This is a genomic window from Candidatus Alistipes pullistercoris (genome assembly GCF_027665465.1).
Taxonomy (GTDB): domain Bacteria; phylum Bacteroidota; class Bacteroidia; order Bacteroidales; family Rikenellaceae; genus Alistipes_A; species Alistipes_A hominis.
Map to the genome: position 1 here is coordinate 254,807 of NZ_JAQDED010000004.1, position 17,344 is coordinate 272,150.

Here is a 17,344-nt window from a genome sequence, read left to right on the forward strand (position 1 = left end):
TTAGTTTTTGCGTATTTTGAGCGTTTGTTTATCTTTATAGCGTTCCATGTCGGAGAGGATGACCCGGTCGCCTTCGTTCAGGCCGTCCGTGATTTCTACATATTCGTAACTGCTTTCGCCCAGCGATACTTCCCGTTTTTCGGCGCGTCCTTCCCGTACGATCCAAAGGTCGTAAAGTCCCGGCCCGTATTTGAAGAACGTACCGTTCGGGATGCGCAGCACGTTTTGCCGCAATCCGTATAGGACGTGGATGTCGACGCTGAGACCGCTCCGCAGGCCCGGGTGGTCGGCTTCGTCCGGAACGACCGTGAAATAGACGATGCCGTTGGTAACCGAAGGCGTGACCGTAACGACGGTTCCCCGGAGTTCGGTATCCCCGGTTTTGATGACAGCTTTCGCCCCGACGGACAGTTTTTCACGGTGTTGGTCTCCTATTTCGCAGTCGACCTTGAGGCGGGTCAGGTCGGAAACGACCGCGACCTGGGTTCCCTGGGGTACCTGCGATCCGATCTGCCGGTTAATGAAGGTCAGGGTCGCTTTTCGCGGCGACAGTATCCGGGCGTCTTTCAGCAGACGTGCTTTCTCTTCGAGCGTTTTGTCCAGGATGCCCAGTTCCAGTTCTTGCACGCGGAGTTCGGCTCGGGCGTTCTTGTGTTCGTTTTCGATCTTTTGTTCCAGTAGTTGTAGTTCGAGCTTCGTCTCTTCGTAGTTGAGTTCGGCGCGGCGGATCTTGTCCGGCGTGCCGGCGCCGATGCTGTCGAGGTACCGTTCGTCCTGTAGATCCGTATACAACTGTTTTGCCTGCATACTTTTTACCCGGCGCTGCATTTCCAGTTCGGAGATCGTGCCGTTCAGCCGGACGCGGGCCTGTTCCAGTTTGCTTTTCATCATCTCGCGTTCGTCCAGTTTCTGCCGGTATTCCGTTTCTACCGAGGCGAGTTCCAGTTTGAGGAGAGGGTCTCCTTTGTCTACCGAATCCCCCGGATTTTTATATACTTCCAGAATCCGGGTATTGATCGGGGTGACGATGATCTCCTCTTGCAGCGGCATCAGTTTGCCCGATGCGCTGACGCTGATCTCGATCGGGCCCCGGTCGACTTTTCGGATGAAAAGTTCGTTCTCATGCAGGTCGTTTCCCAGTACTCGGGACAGAATGAGCAGCGCGGCCGTCGCCGCGGTTCCCGTGACGGCGAGCCGCAGCAGTCGTTTCAGCATTTTTTGTTTTTTTACTTCGGCAGGTATTTCCCGATCCATATTCTGTCTTTTGTACGGGGTGTGACAGCAATAGGAATGCCTGGAATGTTGTGTTTTGTTAGTCAGTTTGTTGTCTTTTGTGCGGGTGTCCGGAAACGGACATAAGCGTCCGTTTTACATGATTTTTAGGACAAAAAGGCGCCGGGTAGGATGTTCCGGGGATGAGGTTGAGCCGATCTGTTTCGGAATCCCGGGGGAATCTTCCGTTCCGCATTGCGGCATACCTTGTAGATGGAGCAGGAAGGGTAAAGCGGGCCCCGGTCTTTTCGAAAAGACCGGGGCCCGCTTCGAAACCGGATGCCCGGTTCGCTCCGTCCTTACCACCATTTGCCGCTCGTGGCGACCGTATCGCGAAGACTCGTTTTTTCACCGATCCGGGGCGTGAGAAGTCGGTACGGCCGGCCGGCCGATGCTTTGCGGATGTTGTCCAGCGGCTCGTGCCACGGGTGTTTGCACAACGCATACTTCGAGTTGTGCACCGTAAGTACGGTTCGGGGTTTCAGATCGTCGATCGCCCGGACCAGTTCGTCGGGCATCAGGTGGATGTAACGCCAATCCCGGTCGTATTGCCCGTTCTCCATGACGGCCAGGTCGATGCCGGGGAATTTTTCGCCTATCTCCGCGAAATGGGTGTCGTAGCCGCCGTCTCCCGACAGGTAAATCCGCTGCGGGCCGTCTATCATGAACGAGGCCCACAGCGTCCGATCCCTTTTTAGTATCCGGTTCGAATAGTGCCGGGCGGGCAGGCAGTGTATCGCGAGCCGGTCGTCCGCATACAGCGTGTCGTACCAGTCCATTTCGGCAATGCGCTCCGGCGGGAATCCCCAGTATTCGAAATGTTCGCCTACGCCCAGGGGGCAGACGACCTTTCCGACGCGGTTTTTCAGCCGTTTTACCGTGTTGTAGTCCAGGTGATCCCAGTGTTCGTGGGTGACGATCAGGAAGTCGACGTCGGGAATGTTGTCGGGCGTATAGACGTCCGTGCCTTTGAACGGCCGGAACATGAGCGACATCGGGGGACGGTTCGTCAGTACCGGATCGACGAGGAACCGCTTGCCGCCGCTCTGGATAAAATAGGACGAATGCCCGAACCATACGACCGTTTCTTCGTTCCGGTCGAGCCCGTGCAGGTCGGTTTTTACGGTCGGTAGGTCGTTTTCGGGTTTCAGATCGCGCCGTTTACCGAACAAGAAATGCCATATCCCGCTCAGGCCGCCTTTTTCCGCCGTCGTAATGGGCGTCGGGTGGATGTTATGGAATTTGCCGTCGCGGTAGTTCGGCGAACGCCCGATGCGTTCCAGTCGTTCGCCTCGCGGCGCCCGGCCGAAGGAGGGGTGGTTCAGTACGGCGGCGGTCGTTCCGGTCAGTACCGCGAGTATAATCAAGAAGATCATCGGTTTTTTCGTCGAATGGGAAATATTCGTTTAATTAGTACGGATCATATACGACGCCTAAATTGCCGTCCAGGTCGTAACAGTAGAATTTTCCGTTCCGGATTACGTAGAATTCATCCGGGGAATCCGCCGCATGATATGTTTTGGCGCCGTTCCTCGTCCGAACTTCCAACTCCTGCAAGCTGTGGGAACCGTCCGCGAAAGCATTGTCGAGATAATGTCTGCCGCCTTGTTCGTAAACGGTATAAACGCTGGAAAACTGATCCCTGAAACGGCCCAGTACCGTTTTGTCGTCCGAGTCGGACGGCTGCTTGCGTCTGTCGGCCGTTTCGGTCTTTTGCTCCGGCTCGTTCAGGGAATCGACCGAAGAATCGGCCGGAGGCGCATCGGTTTCCTGTCCGTTTCGAGTCTCTTCCCCGGATTTCAGCCTGGTGACGACCGAGTCCCCGTTCATCGAAGTCGCCGCGTAAGAAGGGGCCGATCCGTATTCTTTGTATTCGATGAACAGAGCGGTGTATTTTACGTCGGTGTTTTTCCGGATATTCGACGCGATCAGGCTCAGCCGGGCGGCGTCGTACTGCTGCCCGTCGGTCAGTACCTCGTAAAAGATAAGATTTTCGTATGTTCTCGTGCTCGCCCTGTCTGTTTTATAGGCGGGGGGTTCCATCCTCGTGATGTCGCAGGATTGCAGCAGAAGTCCGGACAGGATGCTGAGACAGCATGTAATGTTTTTCATAGGCGAAACGGTGTTTTGTTTTTTTGCGGGCGGCCGGTCCCGCGTCGGTTTAGGGTTTATGACAGTATTTTCGCAGTACGGCCATGAGTTTCGTCTTGTCGATGGGTTTCAGGAGGTATTCGTTGCATCCGGCTTCGAGCGCTGCCAACTGATCCGTGTCGAAAGCGTGGGCCGTCAGGGCGACGATCGGGATCTCCGGATCGAATTTCCTGATTTCCGCGGTAGCCGTCAGCCCGTCCATCACGGGCATTCTCATATCCATCAGCACCAGGTCGGCCCGCCCGCTCCCGGCGATTTCCACGGCTTCCCGGCCGTTCTTCGCATGGATCAGGTCGAAGCGCTTCTCCAGCAGGGCCGAAACCAGCCGGTAATTGCTCGGAATATCCTCTGCGACCAGGATCGTTTTACGTTCGGGGATTCCGGCGTTTCGGTCAGGGAGTCCAATTGCTTCTCAAAAGGCTGGACTTCGGCATTGCAAGGCAACACGGCCCAGAAAAGCGATCCTTCGCCGTAGCGCGATTCGTACCCTACGTAGCCTCCCATCGATTCGGCGATCGCCTTGCAGATCGAAAGGCCCAGACCCGTTCCCTGGGCGAATTCGTCCAGCTTTTCGAAACGGTGGAATACTTTGTGCTTTTTATCTTCCGGGATTCCGATGCCGCTGTCTTTCACGTAGAGCCGGATGCCTTCGTCTTTCGATTCGTACCCCATCTCGATAAATCCTTTCCGGGTGTATTTGATCGCGTTGGTCACGTAGTTGGTCATGATTTGGGCGATACGGTTCTTGTCCAGCCTGACTTTACAGCCGGAGTAGGGGTTGCTTGCTATCAGCCGTACGCCGGGATTGGTCATGCGCTGTTTCATCGAGGTCACCATGTCGTCGAAATATTCCGACAGGTCGAAGTCCTCGTATTGCAGTTCGACCGATCCCGATTCGATTTTCGACAAATCCAGAATATCGTTGATCAGTTTCAGCAGCAGTTCGTTGTTGATATGGATGATTTTGATGTATTCCTCCTTCTCCTGCTGTTCGGTCGTTTCCATCAACAAGCCGGAGAATCCGACGATGGCGTTCAGCGGCGTACGGATCTCGTGGCTCATGTTGGCCAGAAAAGCCGATTTCAGTTTGTCGGACTGCTCAGCGAGCGCTTTGGCCTGTTTCAGTTCTTTGATCATCCGTTCGCGTTCGGTCACGTCGTCTATGCGGACTACGACTCCGTCGATCGTCCGGTCGCTTCTGAATACGGGAGTTGCGAATACTTCGACCGTATGTCCGTTGTCGAACGTGAATTTGGCCTGTTCCATCTGACGCGAGCGCATCGAAAGCTGCATGACGCAGTTTTCGCAGGGCGACGTGCGGCCGCGGGTGCTTTGGTAGCAGATCGTGCCTTTCCGGTAGGCTTTGTGCGACAGACTGGCCGAACACATCGAGATATTTTCCCATTGGACGATGTAATCCGTAGAGATGTACGCCAGGCCGGAGTTGGCGTTGTTGAGCACCATTTCGTTTTGTCGGATCAGGTGGTTCAATTCCTCGCGGTTCTTCAAAAGGGTCAGTTCGGTCTGCTTGTGTTCCTCGATGTTGATCGTCATGCCGAACATATAGGTATATGGGATATCGTCGCGCAGGGTCGTTTCGAGCATGCCGCGCGTTTGCCACCATTCGTAAACGCCGCTGTTGCGGAGATCGGCCCGGTACTCCACGTTCCATTCGTCGGTCTCGTTACGGATCAGCCTCTGGATGGACTCCATAAAGAGTTTTCGTTCGTCCGGATGAATGAAACGTATGAATTTTTCGAGTGAATCGGAGTGTAAAATATCGCGTCCGAACTTGTCGGAACCTTCGCCGAAACTGATCTTGTCCTTCTCCGGTTCGTAGAACCAGGTGTACGCATTCATCGCCTCCATCGTGATGTTGAGCACTTTGGCGCGGCGTTCGATGTCGTTCTGCAGGCTTTGATCCCAGCGGACGTTCAGCAGCAGGCGCCTGCCGTCGTCGTAAACGACGCTTTTGCGGACGAGCGTGTCGTAGACGCGTCCGTCTTTCAGTTCGATATGCTCCAATCCGAAATAGGGCTTGCCGGTGGCGAAGACCTCCTTGTCGGTCTTTTCGATACGGGCCACCTTGTCGGGATCCATCACGTCGTAAGTGGTCGTATCCTCGCTGGTGCCGAACAGGCGCTTGCTCTCGTCGTTGCAGAAAACGTAACGGAAATTGTCGTCGACGTCCTTGATGTGGATCGAGACGGGGATGCTGTTGAGGATGGTTTCCTGCAGTTGTTTCTTTTTTTGGAGTTCCGTATTGTTTTTGCGCGTGCCGATGAACTTCGTCGCCTTCCCTTCTCCGTCCTTCTGATAAGAGGAGCCGTTGATGGTGCAATATTGCCATTCGTCGGGGTATCCGGGAAGTTTGATCCGGACGTCGAACTTGAAAGAACAGGCTTCCCCCGCGCACATCTTTTGCAGGGTCTCCAGGGCGGGGGCTTCGTCTCCGGGATAGATGCAACTCAGGTAGTCGTCGATAGTGAGCGGTCGGGCATGATCGTAGCCGTTGAGCGGTTCGTTGTCGCTGAAAAAGAGTCTTTGCCGTACGTCGAACTCCCAGAGCATGATGTCGGCATCCTGCATTGCCAGCTCCATCTTGCGTTTGTTTTGGCGGAGTTCGTCGTCGGTATGTTCCTGTTCAGTCACGTCGCGGACGATGAAAACGTAATTTTCGATTCGTCCGGAAGCGTCGATCACGGGATGTCCGTCGCATTCGATCTGCAGGACGCCCTCCTGCGAAGTAGCGTAGAAGCCGGCGTCTTTCACCGCGTCGAAATGGTAAGCGAAGGTCGCATGGGTATTTATTCCTTTCGTCACGCCTTCTTTTATTTCGATGGGCAGGTTCGGATTGTCCTGGATGTTGATCCGCGAGAGGTCGAAATTTTCTTTGTCGAGCCCGAAGATCCGGTAATCGGTATCGTTCAGGAACAGAAGCCGCCCGTCCGTTCCGTAAACCTCGACGCCTACGGGCAGCGAGTCCAGAATGGTTTTGGTTTGCCGGTACAGGTTTTCATACTCGTTCCGCAGCGACACGCGTTCGGTGACGTTTTCGATTTTCAGTACGACGCCTTCCACCGTTCCGTTGCCGGCGACAACCGGACTGGCCGTCATGTCGATCCATATCCGCGATTGAATCCTCTTTTCGATGCGCTGCACGGTTTTTTCCCGGAATGCCGCTTCGACGAATTTCCGGGTGTGCGAATTTTGCATCCGGTGTTCGTTTTTGTAGCACGGCTCGCCGACCTCGAAAAAGCGGGTGCCGTCGTCGAATTCGGGCGGCAGCACATGGGCGGTGTTTTCCCAGGCCACCCGGTAATCGGGCGTGATGTAGACGAAGCCGCAGGCGGCGTTGTTCATGATCAGCGCATTCTGTTTGAGCAGCTCCTCGCGGCCGTTTTTATCGGCCAGTTCCCGCGTAACGTCTTTCTGCGAGCCGACGATAACCGAAACTTTTCCGTCGGGCGCGTATTCCTGCGCCATGGCGTGTACGTTGATCCAGATTTGTTTGCCGTGGATGTCGGTGATCGGCAAAGTCGCTTCGGCCCGGTCGGTTTCCCCGCCGGTTATTTTCCCGAACAGTTCGGATACCCGGTGGCGGTACTGCGGGTCGATCCGGGCGAGGAACTCGTCGTAAGTCAGGCGGTCTCCGATCACCTCGTTATCGTGTTTGGTCGAAATAATCCCTTTTTCCACGTCGAAACTCCAGGAAGCGAGCCCTCCGACCGTCATGGCCAGCGAAAGTTCGTTCCGGATCATGCGTTCGGTTTCCAGTTGTTTTTTGACGGCCGGGGTCGTGTTGCGCACATAAGAGATGACATGGTTTTCGCCGAGCGGGGCGACTCCCGATTCGATGTATTCGCCGTCCACTTCGTATTCGAATCGCCCGGGTTCTCCGGTCGCCAGCACCCGGTCGAAAATTTCGTTGAACTTCACGAACTGGTCGTGCAGCAGGGAGGATTCGTCGTTGATGTAATCCATGATATTGCTGCCTATGTACGACTCTATGCGGTATTTCTCGATGGATACGGAAGACGGATGGTAAACTTCGATGAGATTCTTGTTTCGGTCGTACAGAAAAGTCGTCAGCGGCAACGTTCCGAGAATGGACCGGTATAATTCCGCGGCTTGTTCGGCCGGGAGGGATTCGTTTAAGGGTTTGGAGATCTTCATGGCGCAGGGAGCTGAAAAAACGGTTTTGTCGGCACGGCTGCGGATCTGTATCTTCTGCGGGGAAACAGATCCCTTCGCCCGGCTGCGAAATCGACGAGTCTATTCATTGGGCATGTTATCATGCCGTTACGTTTGTTTTTGTTATAATCCGAGCGTAAAGATAGTTTTTTAAAATAATTTTTGTAAAATTGTTGCGATTTATCGGACGGACGATTCGATTTTTGTTTCCCAAACGGATGATCCGGCCGGTGTTTTCCGGAAATTGCAACGATTGCGAGGCTTCCGGAATGATTCGTTTTTTCCGGCGAAACCGTTTTGCCGTCTTGTTATAATAAAATTTCAGAAGAAATGAGAACGTTCCGATTCGTTTGTTTGTTATTCGTTTGCTGTACCGTATCTTTAGGGGGACGGAGTCAGTCCGGTCAAGAACTGGTAAAAAAGGTGGTTCGGGAGTATAAGATCGACGACGCGCGGAAATTTGCGGCGCGGATCGACGAGGTGAACCGCGACATAGCCGACAAAGGCATCGTGCTGTACGAACCCGACAACCGGAAGTTGCTGACCGGATATGCGTACCACGAGATGTACGACTGGGATCTCTATTTCGAGAATCTCTATATGAGCTATTTCGGAATTTCGGATTACTGTTTTACGAACCTGAAAAGTTTTCTGAACCAACAGTGCGTCAACGGGTTCATCGCCCGCACGCTGATCGAGAAGCGCGAACGTCAGCATTTCAAACCGTTTCTGGCGCAGATCGCCGAACTGGGTTCGCGGCAGACCGGAGATTATACGTGGCTCGAAGAGAAAGGCGACCGGGGGAGGGTGCAGATCGGACCCGCATTCAAAGGGATTTCGTATTTCGATCAGTTGATGCTGAGCATCGACTACTGGACGCGGTACTGCGATTTCGACCGGAACGGACTGCCGGTCTGGAACAGTTCCGATCACAGCGGCATGGACAACCAGATCAGTCGGGCGGGCAAGTTGGACGATTTCCGTTACGAGGGAGTCGATCTTGCCTGTTATGTTTACCGCGAACTGAAGGCGATGCAACTGATCGCCGAACGGCTGGGTAAGACGGAGAAGGCCGGGGAACTCGGCGTGCGCGCCGCTTTGCTGGCCGATAAGATCAATACGATTTTTTGGGACGAGCGGGACGGATTTTATTACGACCGCGACGAACATACGGGGGAACTGGTGAAGGTGAAATCCGCGGCCGGATTCCTGCCGTTGTGGGCGGGCATCGTCTCCCCGCGCCGCGCCGAACGGCTGGTCAAGGAGCACCTGACCAATCCCGAAGAGTTCTGGATCGAGTTTCCGATAGCCTGTTACGCCAAGACCGAACCCGACTACGTGCAGGGGGATATCCGCGATTGGGGCTGCAATTGGCGGGGTTCGACGTGGATTCCGACCAACTATATGATTATGCACGGACTGATCGACTACGGGTACGCGGACATCGCCCGCGAACTGGCTCGCAAGACCGTCGAGCTGGTCTATCGGCGCAACGAGGTGACGCGGGAATTCTACAACGGCGAGAGCGGCGAAGGACTCGGCCTGAAACGTTTCTGGGGGTGGTCGGCGCTGGCTTACCTGATGCCTTTCGAGTGTGAAATGGGGTACGATCCGAGCAAGTTGGACGGCTCTTCGCTCCGGCCGTTGGGAAAAGAGCTTTTCGGTCTGGAATTCCCGGCTTCGGACAATCCGCGCCCGATCAGTACGCAACTGTCGCCGGGCGGCTATTAACGGAAATCGTTTCGATGCCGGAAGCGCCGGGGTGCCAAAGCCGCGTTCCGGAGGTTTGCCGGGATTCTGACGTGGAGCCGGCGCAGCGACCGAACCGCAATCGCGGTTCGGTCGCTGCGTTTTTCGGCGTATCCGGCGGGATAAATAACGGGGTCGGCATCCCCTAAACGTATTGCAATGTGCAGACGCCTTCGCTATTATTTGTTGATAATTAGATTCTTGTTGTGTGTGAACGGTTCTGTTACCGTATTGTGTACGATAAGTTTGGATTTGTAATTGCGGGTTGCTATTTTTGTATAGATAGCGTATAGATTACACTTTGACCTCCTCGCCGGTCATTAAAAACGAAGCCATGTCTCCGCAAACGAATCATTCCCTGTCGGTGGATTGCGTTATTTTCGGTTTCGACGGTCATTCGCTCAAAGTGCTGCTCGTCGAACGAGAGTTCGTCGACGGCCGAGGCGAAAAGATCGTCGATTACAAGTTGCCGGGCAACCTGATCTTCGAGAACGAAGATCTGCGTACTTCGGCTTACCGTACGCTGGCCGAATACACGTCCACGCGCGATATCTACCTGCGCCAGCTTCATGTGTTTTCCCGGCCGGATCGGGTTTCGGGAGACGAACTGCGTTGGTTGAACGAATACTATCGCGTGAATACAACCCGCGTGGTCACGGTGGCCTACTATTCGCTGGTCAAGCTGGACAGCCGGCTGATCGCCTGCGCGGCGGACAAAGGCGCGCGGTGGTTCGACGTCGAATCGGTCAACCGGCTGGCTATGGATCATAAGACGATCCTCGCGCAGGCCTTGGAGATGCTCAACCGGCAGTTGATGACCGAGCCGATCGCGTTCGAACTGCTGTCGAGCCGGTTTACGCTGCGTCAGTTGCAGATGCTGTACGAGGCTATCTTGGGGATCGAGATCGACAACCGGAATTTTCGTAAGAAAGTGTTGTCGTCCGGCTACATCCGCGAAACCGGCGAGAAAGAGAAAAACGTATCTCACAAGCCGGCTGCGTATTACACGTTCGATAAGCAGAAGTACCAGAAAGACGTCCGGCAGAAATTCCGGCTCAATTTTATCAACTGGCAGCTTTAGCTTCGGAACGACGTTTTGCATAACCCGTTTTGATACTTAAATAAATGTCGACCGCGATGAAATACGTTTGTTTGTTTTTACTGGGCGCAACCTGCTTTTGCGGAAAGCTGGCGGCCGGCCCGAATCCCGGGACGCTGTCCCTTTGGTACGACCGGCCCGCTGCCCGCTGGGAAGAGGCGCTTCCGCTGGGCAACGGCCGTCTGGGCGTTATGGTATACGGGGGCTGCGGACGCGAGGAGCTGCAGCTCAACGAAGAGACGATCTGGGCCGGAGGTCCGCACAACAACGTCAATCCGGCCGCCCGGGAAGCGTTGCCCGAAGTGCGACGGCTGATTTTCGAAGGACGCTACAAAGAGGCTTTCGACCTGTGCGACGAGAATTTCTCTTTGCACGCCTCGCACGGTATGCCGTATCAGACGGCCGGTTCGCTGTTGCTGGACTTTCCGGGGCATCGGAACGTTTCGGATTTTTACCGGGATCTGGATCTGGCTACGGCCACGGCTACGGTCGGCTACGCCGTCGATGGGATACGTTATAAGCGGGAGATGTTTACTTCCTTTTCCGATCAGGTGGCGGTCGTGCGGCTGACGGCTTCCGAACGGCGCCGGATTTCGTTCCGGATTTCGTTCGCTACCCCGATGCAGAACTACCGGGTAACCACGCAGGGGAACGACCGGCTGCTGATCGACGGCAGAACCGACGGCCATGAAACGATCCCCGGCCAGGTGGAGTACCGTACGGTCGCGGAGATTTCTCCGGAGGGCGGAACGACGGTCGCCGACAGCGCCGGAATTACGGTGACCGGAGCCGATGCGGTTACGATCCTGGTTTCGATCGCAACCAATTTCAACGATTACAAAGATATTTCCGGCGATCCGGTCTCCCGGGCCGAGGCTTATTTGACTCAGGCCAAAAAGAAGTCTTACAAGCGGTTGCGGGCGGATCACATCGCCGCTTACCGTCCGTGGATCGAACGGGTTTCGCTCGATTTGGGCGTCAACGCCCAGGCCGCCAAGACGACCGACGCGCGGGTTCGCGAGTTCGCCACGCATTTCGATCCCCAATTGGTGTCGCTGTACTTCCAGTTCGGCCGCTACCTGTTGATCTGTTCGTCGCAGCCCGGAGGACAGGCGGCCACGTTGCAGGGCATCTGGAACCACCAGACGTTTCCTGCCTGGGACAGCAAATACACGATCAACATCAATACCGAAATGAATTACTGGCCCGCCGAAGCGACCAACCTGTCCGAGCTGCACGGCCCGCTGATCGACCTGATCCGCGACCTGAGCGTTACGGGGCGTCAGGCGGCTTCCGGAATGTACGGCGCCCGGGGTTGGACGGCCCATCACAATACGGATATCTGGCGCATCAGCGGAATGGTCGATACCCCGCTCAGCGGGATGTGGCCTACGTCGAACGCCTGGTTCTGCCAGCATTTGTGGGATCGTTACCTGTTCAGCGGCGATACGGTCTACCTGGCGGAGGTATATCCCGTTATGAAAGGGGCCTGCGAGTTTTTCCTCGATTTTCTGACCGAGGAGCCCGAGCACGGCTGGCTGGTCTGCGTGCCGTCGATTTCTCCCGAGAACACTCCGGCGAAGGCGGGAATCCACCATGCCGTCGTCAGCGGCGCGACGATGGACAACCAGATGGTCTTCGACCTGTTCTCCAATACGATCGCAGCGGCGGAAACCCTCGGCTGCGATGCGGATCTTGTCGGCGAGCTTCGGGAAAAGCGTTCCCGGCTCGCTCCCATGCAGGTGGGTAGTTGGGGACAGTTGCAGGAGTGGCAGCAGGACTGGGACAATCCCGAAGATCGTCACCGGCATGTTTCCCACCTGTGGGGGCTCTATCCCGGACGCCAGATCTCGGCCTATACGACTCCCGATCTTTTCGATGCGGCCCGCACTTCGTTGATTCACCGGGGCGACGCTTCGACCGGATGGTCGATGGGCTGGAAGGTTTGCCTGTGGGCCCGTTTTCTGGACGGAAATCATGCCTACAAGCTGATTACCGACCAGATCTCGCCGGAGGGCGAATCTTTCGAATCGGGCGGAACCTATCCCAATCTGTTCGATGCGCATCCCCCGTTCCAGATCGACGGAAATTTCGGCTGTACGGCCGGCATCGCCGAGATGCTGCTGCAAAGCCACGACGGGGTGATCGACCTGTTGCCGGCGCTTCCCGACGTATGGCGGAGCGGACGGGTGTGCGGCCTGCGGGCCCGGGGCGGTTTCGAGATCGTGCGGATGGAGTGGGACGGCGGCCGGCTGACGCGGGCCGTGATCCGCTCCACGATCGGGGGGAACTGCCGCGTGCGCTCGTCTTCGGCGCTGCGCTCCTGCAAAGGGGGCGGTTTCCGCACTGCCGAAGGCGAAAATCCGAATCCGCTGTTCGCCCTTCAGCGGATCAATCCGCCGGTGATCGCTCCCGGCGCGTCGTTGCATCCGGTGGTGTTGCCGACGAAATATACATACGATATAGAAACCGAGGCGGGGCGTGTCTACACCCTGTCGTTTGCGGAATAATAGTACGAACGGGATGAAAACATTAGGTATTGACGTCGGCAGCTCTTCGGTCAAGGTTTCGCTGCTCGACGTGGCGACCGGCGAGTGCGCCGGGGCCGTGACGCTGCCTTCGGCTGAAATGCCGATCGACGCTCCGCAGCCGGGATGGGCCGAGCAGGATCCCCGGATGTGGTGGAATTACGTGCGGGAAGGGGTGCGGACGCTCGTCGCGCGGGCCGGAGGGGCCGGCGCCGTGAAAGCGATCGGAATCACGTACCAGATGCACGGACTCGTGTGCCTCGACGAGGCGGGCGAGCCGTTGCGAAAATCCATTATTTGGTGCGACAGCCGGGCTGTGGAGATCGGGGATCGAGCGTTCGACGCGCTCGGACACGATCGCTGTCTGGAACGCCTGTTGAATTCGCCCGGAAATTTTACGGCCTCCAAACTGGCCTGGGTGCGGGAGAACGAGCCGGAAGTTTTTGCCGGAGTGCATCGTTTCATGCTGCCCGGCGATTACGTGCTGTACCGGTTGACGGGAGAAATGTCTACGACCCGCAGCGGACTGTCCGAGCAGATTTTGTGGGACTTCACTGAGAATAAGCCGGCCGGTTTCGTCGCCGGTTATTACGGGATCGACCCGAGGACGATTCCTCAGGCGCATCCGTCCATCGGCATACAGGCTCGGGTGGACGCGGCCGCCGCGGCCGATCTCGGCCTGGAAGCGGGTACGCCGGTCTCTTACCGTGCGGGCGATCAACCGAACAACGCTTTTTCGCTGAACGTGCTAGATCCGGGGGAGGTGGCAGCTACGGGAGGCACTTCCGGCGTGGTTTACGGTGTGACCGACGTTCCCCGGCCGGACCGGTTTTCGCGGGTCAATACGTTTCTGCATGTGAATCACGAGCCGCGGCGGCCGCGCTACGGCGTTCTGCTTTGTATCAACGGTACGGGTATCCTGAACGCCTGGGTCAAGAAAACGACGGTCCCGGATATGAGTTATCCGGAAGTGAACCGGCGGTGCGCGGAGATTCCGGTCGGTAGCGAAGGCGTGTTGATGCTGCCTTTCGGCAACGGGGCGGAGCGTATGCTCGGAAACCGTTATACGGGGGCCGAAGCGATCGGGCTGGATCTCAACCGGCACGATCGTTTCCACCTGCTCCGCGCCGCGCAGGAGGGGATAGCTTTTGCGTTCCGCTACGGGATGGACGTCATGCGGGAGACCGGGTTGCGGCTCCGGGTGATCCGGGCCGGGTATGCGAATCTGTTCCTCAGTCCCGTGTTCCGGCAGACGTTGGCTACCCTGTGCGGCGCCGACATCGAATTGTACAATACCGACGGGGCTTTGGGCGCCGCCCGGGGCGCGGCTCTCGGCGCCGGACTGTACGCTTCCCGGGAAGAGACGTTCGCGTCGCTCCGCAAGATCGACGAAGTGCGTCCCGATCCTGCGGACAGGGATGTGTTGGAACGGGGATACGCGCGCTGGAAAGCCGAACTGGAAAACCGGCTCGGCCGCGCGTCGCACGGAACTTCAGTTTGAAATTTATCTTTAAAAACAATACTAAATCGAATCAAACGATGATGGAATCCATGTTTTCAAAATTCGGCAAGATCGGGTACGAAGGGCCCGATTCGAAAAATCCGCTGGCGTTTCGCTGGTACGACGAGAACCGGGTCGTGGCGGGCAAGACCATGAAAGAATACCTTCGTTTCGCGATCGCTTACTGGCATTCGTTCTGCGCCGACGGCAGCGATCAGTTCGGAGGCGGCACCCATCGTTTCCCGTGGGACGGTATCGCCGATCCGGTGGAGCAGGCGAAGGTCAAGATGGATTCGGCTTTCGATTTCTTCGTGAAAATCGGCGCTCCGTACTATTGCTTTCACGATGTCGATCTCGTCCGCGAAGGCGGCTCCGTAGCCGAATACGAGAAGAATTTGCAGGCTGTCGTGGAGTATGCCGGGCAGAAGCAGCGGGAGACCGGCGTAAAGTTGCTGTGGGGGACGGCCAATGTGTTCGGTAACGGTCGGTACATGAACGGCGCGGCGACCAATCCCGACTTCGCGGCGGTTTCGCGCGCGGCCGTGCAGATCAAAAACGCGATCGACGCGACCATCGCTCTCGGAGGCGAAAATTACGTGTTCTGGGGAGGCCGCGAAGGGTATATGTCTCTGCTCAATACGGATATGAAACGGGAGAAGGAGCACCTGGCGACGATGCTGACCCTGGCCCGCGACTACGCTCGTAAAAACGGGTTTCAGGGGACGTTCCTCGTCGAGCCCAAGCCGATGGAACCGACCAAACACCAGTACGATTACGATACCGAAACCGTGATCGGCTTCCTGCGTCACTACGGCCTGGACAAGGACTTCAAGGTGAATATCGAAGTCAACCACGCCACGCTGGCCGGTCACACCTTCGAGCACGAACTGCAATGTGCGGCCGATGCGGGGATGTTGGGCAGTATCGACGCCAACCGGGGCGACGCGCAGAACGGTTGGGACACCGACCAGTTTCCGATCAACCTGCAGGAGACCGTCGAGGCGATGCTCGTGATCCTACGCAACGGCGGATTCGGTTCGGGAGGCGTGAATTTCGACGCTAAGACCCGCCGCAATTCGACCGACGCGGAAGACCTTTTCATCGCCCACATCGCCGGGATGGACACCTTCGCCCGGGCTTTGTTGATCGCCGATACGATCCTGCGCGATTCGCCGCTCGAACAGTGGCGCAAGCAGCGCTACGCTTCGTTCGACAGCGGCAAAGGCGCCGAATTCGAACAGGGAAAGCTGACCCTCGAGGCGTTGCGCGATCTGGCCGCTGCGGCCGGAGAACCCGCGACCGTCAGCGGGAAACAGGAAAAATACGAGCAACTGCTTTCGATGTATATCTAATGCCGTGAGGCGGGAGCGCAGCGAATTTTCCGTTGCGCTCCCGCCTTTCGTCTAAAATGAACCTGAAAAGAAAATGAATAAAAGCAACGGTTATCTGATATTTCTGACGCTGGTGGCTACCTTGGGCGGATTGTTGTTCGGGTACGATACGGCGGTGATTTCGGGGACGGTGAAATACCTCGATCTCAATTTCGTCGTACCGCTCGGCTTGGACGAAACGGCGGCCAGCTCTCTGCTCGGTTTCGCCGTGTCGAGCGCCCTGATCGGCTGTGTGATCGGCGGATTGATCGGCGGGGTGATGGCTACCCGGCTGGGGCGTAAGCGGAGCCTGATGGCGGCCGCCGTCCTTTTTATCGTTTCGGCCGTCGGGTCGGCCTATCCCGAAATGGGATTCGGCGACGGCGATCCGCACGAGTTTCTGCCCCATTTCATCGTCTACCGGATCATCGGCGGTATCGGGGTGGGGCTGGCTTCGATGCTGTCGCCGATGTACATTGCCGAAATGGCGCCGGCCGGCCGGCGGGGCAGCCTGGTTTCGTGGAACCAGTTCGCCATTATTTTCGGAATGCTGGTAGTCTACTTCGTCAATTACGGCATTGCGCTGAGCGGGGACGAGCAGTGGCTTACGACGACCGGTTGGCGGTTGATGTTCCTGTCCGAGGTGATTCCGGCTTCCTGCCTGCTGCTGCTGATTTTCTGCGTTCCCGAGAGTCCGCGGTGGTTGGTGATGAAAGGACAGGATCGAAGAGCCGCGGCGATCCTGCGCCGCGTGGATCCCGCGACGGATACGGATGCCGAGGTGCGGGACATTCGCAGGTCGCTCGCGGGTTCCGTCCGCTCGAAGCTGTTCAGTTACGGCGCCGCCGTGATCGTGATCGGCGTCCTGCTCTCCGTATTCCAGCAGTTCGTGGGGATCAACGTGGTGCTGTACTACGCTCCGGAGATTTTCCGCAGTATGGGCATGGGTACCAACGCGGCCCTGGCCCAGACGATTATCGTAGGCGTGATTAACCTGTCTTTTACGGTGTTGGCCATATTTACGGTCGATCGTTTCGGTCGCAAACCGTTGATGATTATCGGCAGTCTGGGTATGGCCGTCAGTATGGTCACGCTCGGACTCACCTTCTATACGCAGCATATGGGATGGCTTTCGCTGGCCGCCATGCTGTGTTATACGGCTTCGTTCGCCATGTCGTGGGGGCCGGTCTGCTGGGTGCTGCTGTCCGAGATTTTTCCCAACCGGATCCGCGGTCAGGCCATGGCGTTGGCCGTTGCCGCGCAGTGGGTCGCCAATTACGTGGTGTCCTGGACTTTCCCGATGATGGACAAATCGAGCTACCTGATCGAGCATTTCCACCACGGGTTCGCTTACTGGATTTATGCGCTGATGGGGTTGGCCTCTGCGTTTTTTATGGTTAAATTTGTCCCCGAAACGAAAGGAAAGTCGCTGGAGGAGATGGAGAAGTTGTTTAAAAAATAGTCGTTCTGCCGGCGGAAC

General features: G+C 56.8%; 9 protein-coding genes and 1 pseudogene. 6 read left to right on the plus strand and 4 right to left on the minus strand.

The genetic code is table 11. The annotated features are described in order from the left end of the window. From PGR91_RS08050 to PGR91_RS08070, 4 genes and pseudogenes are all read right to left on the minus strand, one after another. Positions 1-1,215, minus strand: a complete 1,215-nt coding sequence (locus PGR91_RS08050; protein ID WP_259336721.1) for an efflux RND transporter periplasmic adaptor subunit — start codon at positions 1,213-1,215, stop codon at positions 1-3. 356 nt (positions 1,216-1,571) lie between these two features. Next, positions 1,572-2,648: an MBL fold metallo-hydrolase gene (locus PGR91_RS08055; RefSeq protein ID WP_118656206.1), complete on the minus strand. Its 1,077-nt coding sequence runs from the start codon at positions 2,646-2,648 to the stop codon at positions 1,572-1,574. 34 nt (positions 2,649-2,682) lie between these two features. Beyond that, on the minus strand, positions 2,683-3,384 hold the full coding sequence (locus PGR91_RS08060) for a hypothetical protein (RefSeq protein WP_118656208.1): 702 nt from the start codon (positions 3,382-3,384) through the stop codon (positions 2,683-2,685). Positions 3,385-3,433: 49 nt separating this feature from the next. Next, positions 3,434-6,462, minus strand: a pseudogene (locus PGR91_RS08070) (response regulator). Between the two features lie 1,485 nt (positions 6,463-7,947). Here PGR91_RS08070 and PGR91_RS08075 point away from each other — a divergent pair. The 6 genes from PGR91_RS08075 to xylE all read left to right on the plus strand — a co-directional run bounded on the left by PGR91_RS08075 (position 7,948) and on the right by xylE (position 17,326). Then, positions 7,948-9,348: an MGH1-like glycoside hydrolase domain-containing protein gene (locus PGR91_RS08075; RefSeq protein WP_118656210.1), complete on the plus strand. Its 1,401-nt coding sequence runs from the start codon at positions 7,948-7,950 to the stop codon at positions 9,346-9,348. A 352-nt stretch (positions 9,349-9,700) separates the two neighbouring features. Then, positions 9,701-10,447, plus strand: coding sequence for an NUDIX hydrolase (locus PGR91_RS08080; RefSeq protein ID WP_101572774.1), 747 nt, complete (start codon positions 9,701-9,703; stop codon positions 10,445-10,447). Positions 10,448-10,503: 56 nt separating this feature from the next. Beyond that, entirely contained in the window at positions 10,504-12,975 is a 2,472-nt protein-coding gene (locus tag PGR91_RS08085; protein ID WP_055205156.1) for a glycosyl hydrolase family 95 catalytic domain-containing protein, read from the plus strand. A 13-nt stretch (positions 12,976-12,988) separates the two neighbouring features. Continuing rightward, the gene (locus tag PGR91_RS08090; protein WP_055205157.1) at positions 12,989-14,494 is read left to right on the plus strand and encodes a xylulokinase; all 1,506 of its coding nucleotides are present in this window, start codon (positions 12,989-12,991) and stop codon (positions 14,492-14,494) included. A gap of 38 nt (positions 14,495-14,532) precedes the next feature. Next, entirely contained in the window at positions 14,533-15,846 is a 1,314-nt protein-coding gene (xylA, locus tag PGR91_RS08095; RefSeq protein ID WP_216645973.1) for a xylose isomerase, read from the plus strand. Positions 15,847-15,919: 73 nt separating this feature from the next. Beyond that, positions 15,920-17,326, plus strand: coding sequence for a D-xylose transporter XylE (gene xylE / locus PGR91_RS08100; RefSeq protein WP_055205005.1), 1,407 nt, complete (start codon positions 15,920-15,922; stop codon positions 17,324-17,326). The last annotated feature ends 18 nt before the right edge of the window (positions 17,327-17,344 follow it).

Excerpts from the sequence above, each read along its gene's own strand:
- PGR91_RS08080 (WP_101572774.1), top strand. The coding sequence starts at position 9,701 with ATGTCTCCGCAAACGAATCATTCCCTGTCGGTGGATTGCGTTATTTTC.
- PGR91_RS08090 (WP_055205157.1), top strand. The coding sequence starts at position 12,989 with ATGAAAACATTAGGTATTGACGTCGGCAGCTCTTCGGTCAAGGTTTCG.
- xylA (WP_216645973.1), top strand. The coding sequence starts at position 14,533 with ATGATGGAATCCATGTTTTCAAAATTCGGCAAGATCGGGTACGAAGGG.
- PGR91_RS08085 (WP_055205156.1), top strand. The coding sequence starts at position 10,504 with ATGAAATACGTTTGTTTGTTTTTACTGGGCGCAACCTGCTTTTGCGGA.
- xylE (WP_055205005.1), top strand. The coding sequence starts at position 15,920 with ATGAATAAAAGCAACGGTTATCTGATATTTCTGACGCTGGTGGCTACC.
- PGR91_RS08060 (WP_118656208.1), bottom strand. The coding sequence starts at position 3,384 with ATGAAAAACATTACATGCTGTCTCAGCATCCTGTCCGGACTTCTGCTG.
- PGR91_RS08075 (WP_118656210.1), top strand. The coding sequence starts at position 7,948 with ATGAGAACGTTCCGATTCGTTTGTTTGTTATTCGTTTGCTGTACCGTA.
- PGR91_RS08055 (WP_118656206.1), bottom strand. The coding sequence starts at position 2,648 with ATGATCTTCTTGATTATACTCGCGGTACTGACCGGAACGACCGCCGCC.
- PGR91_RS08050 (WP_259336721.1), bottom strand. The coding sequence starts at position 1,215 with ATGCTGAAACGACTGCTGCGGCTCGCCGTCACGGGAACCGCGGCGACG.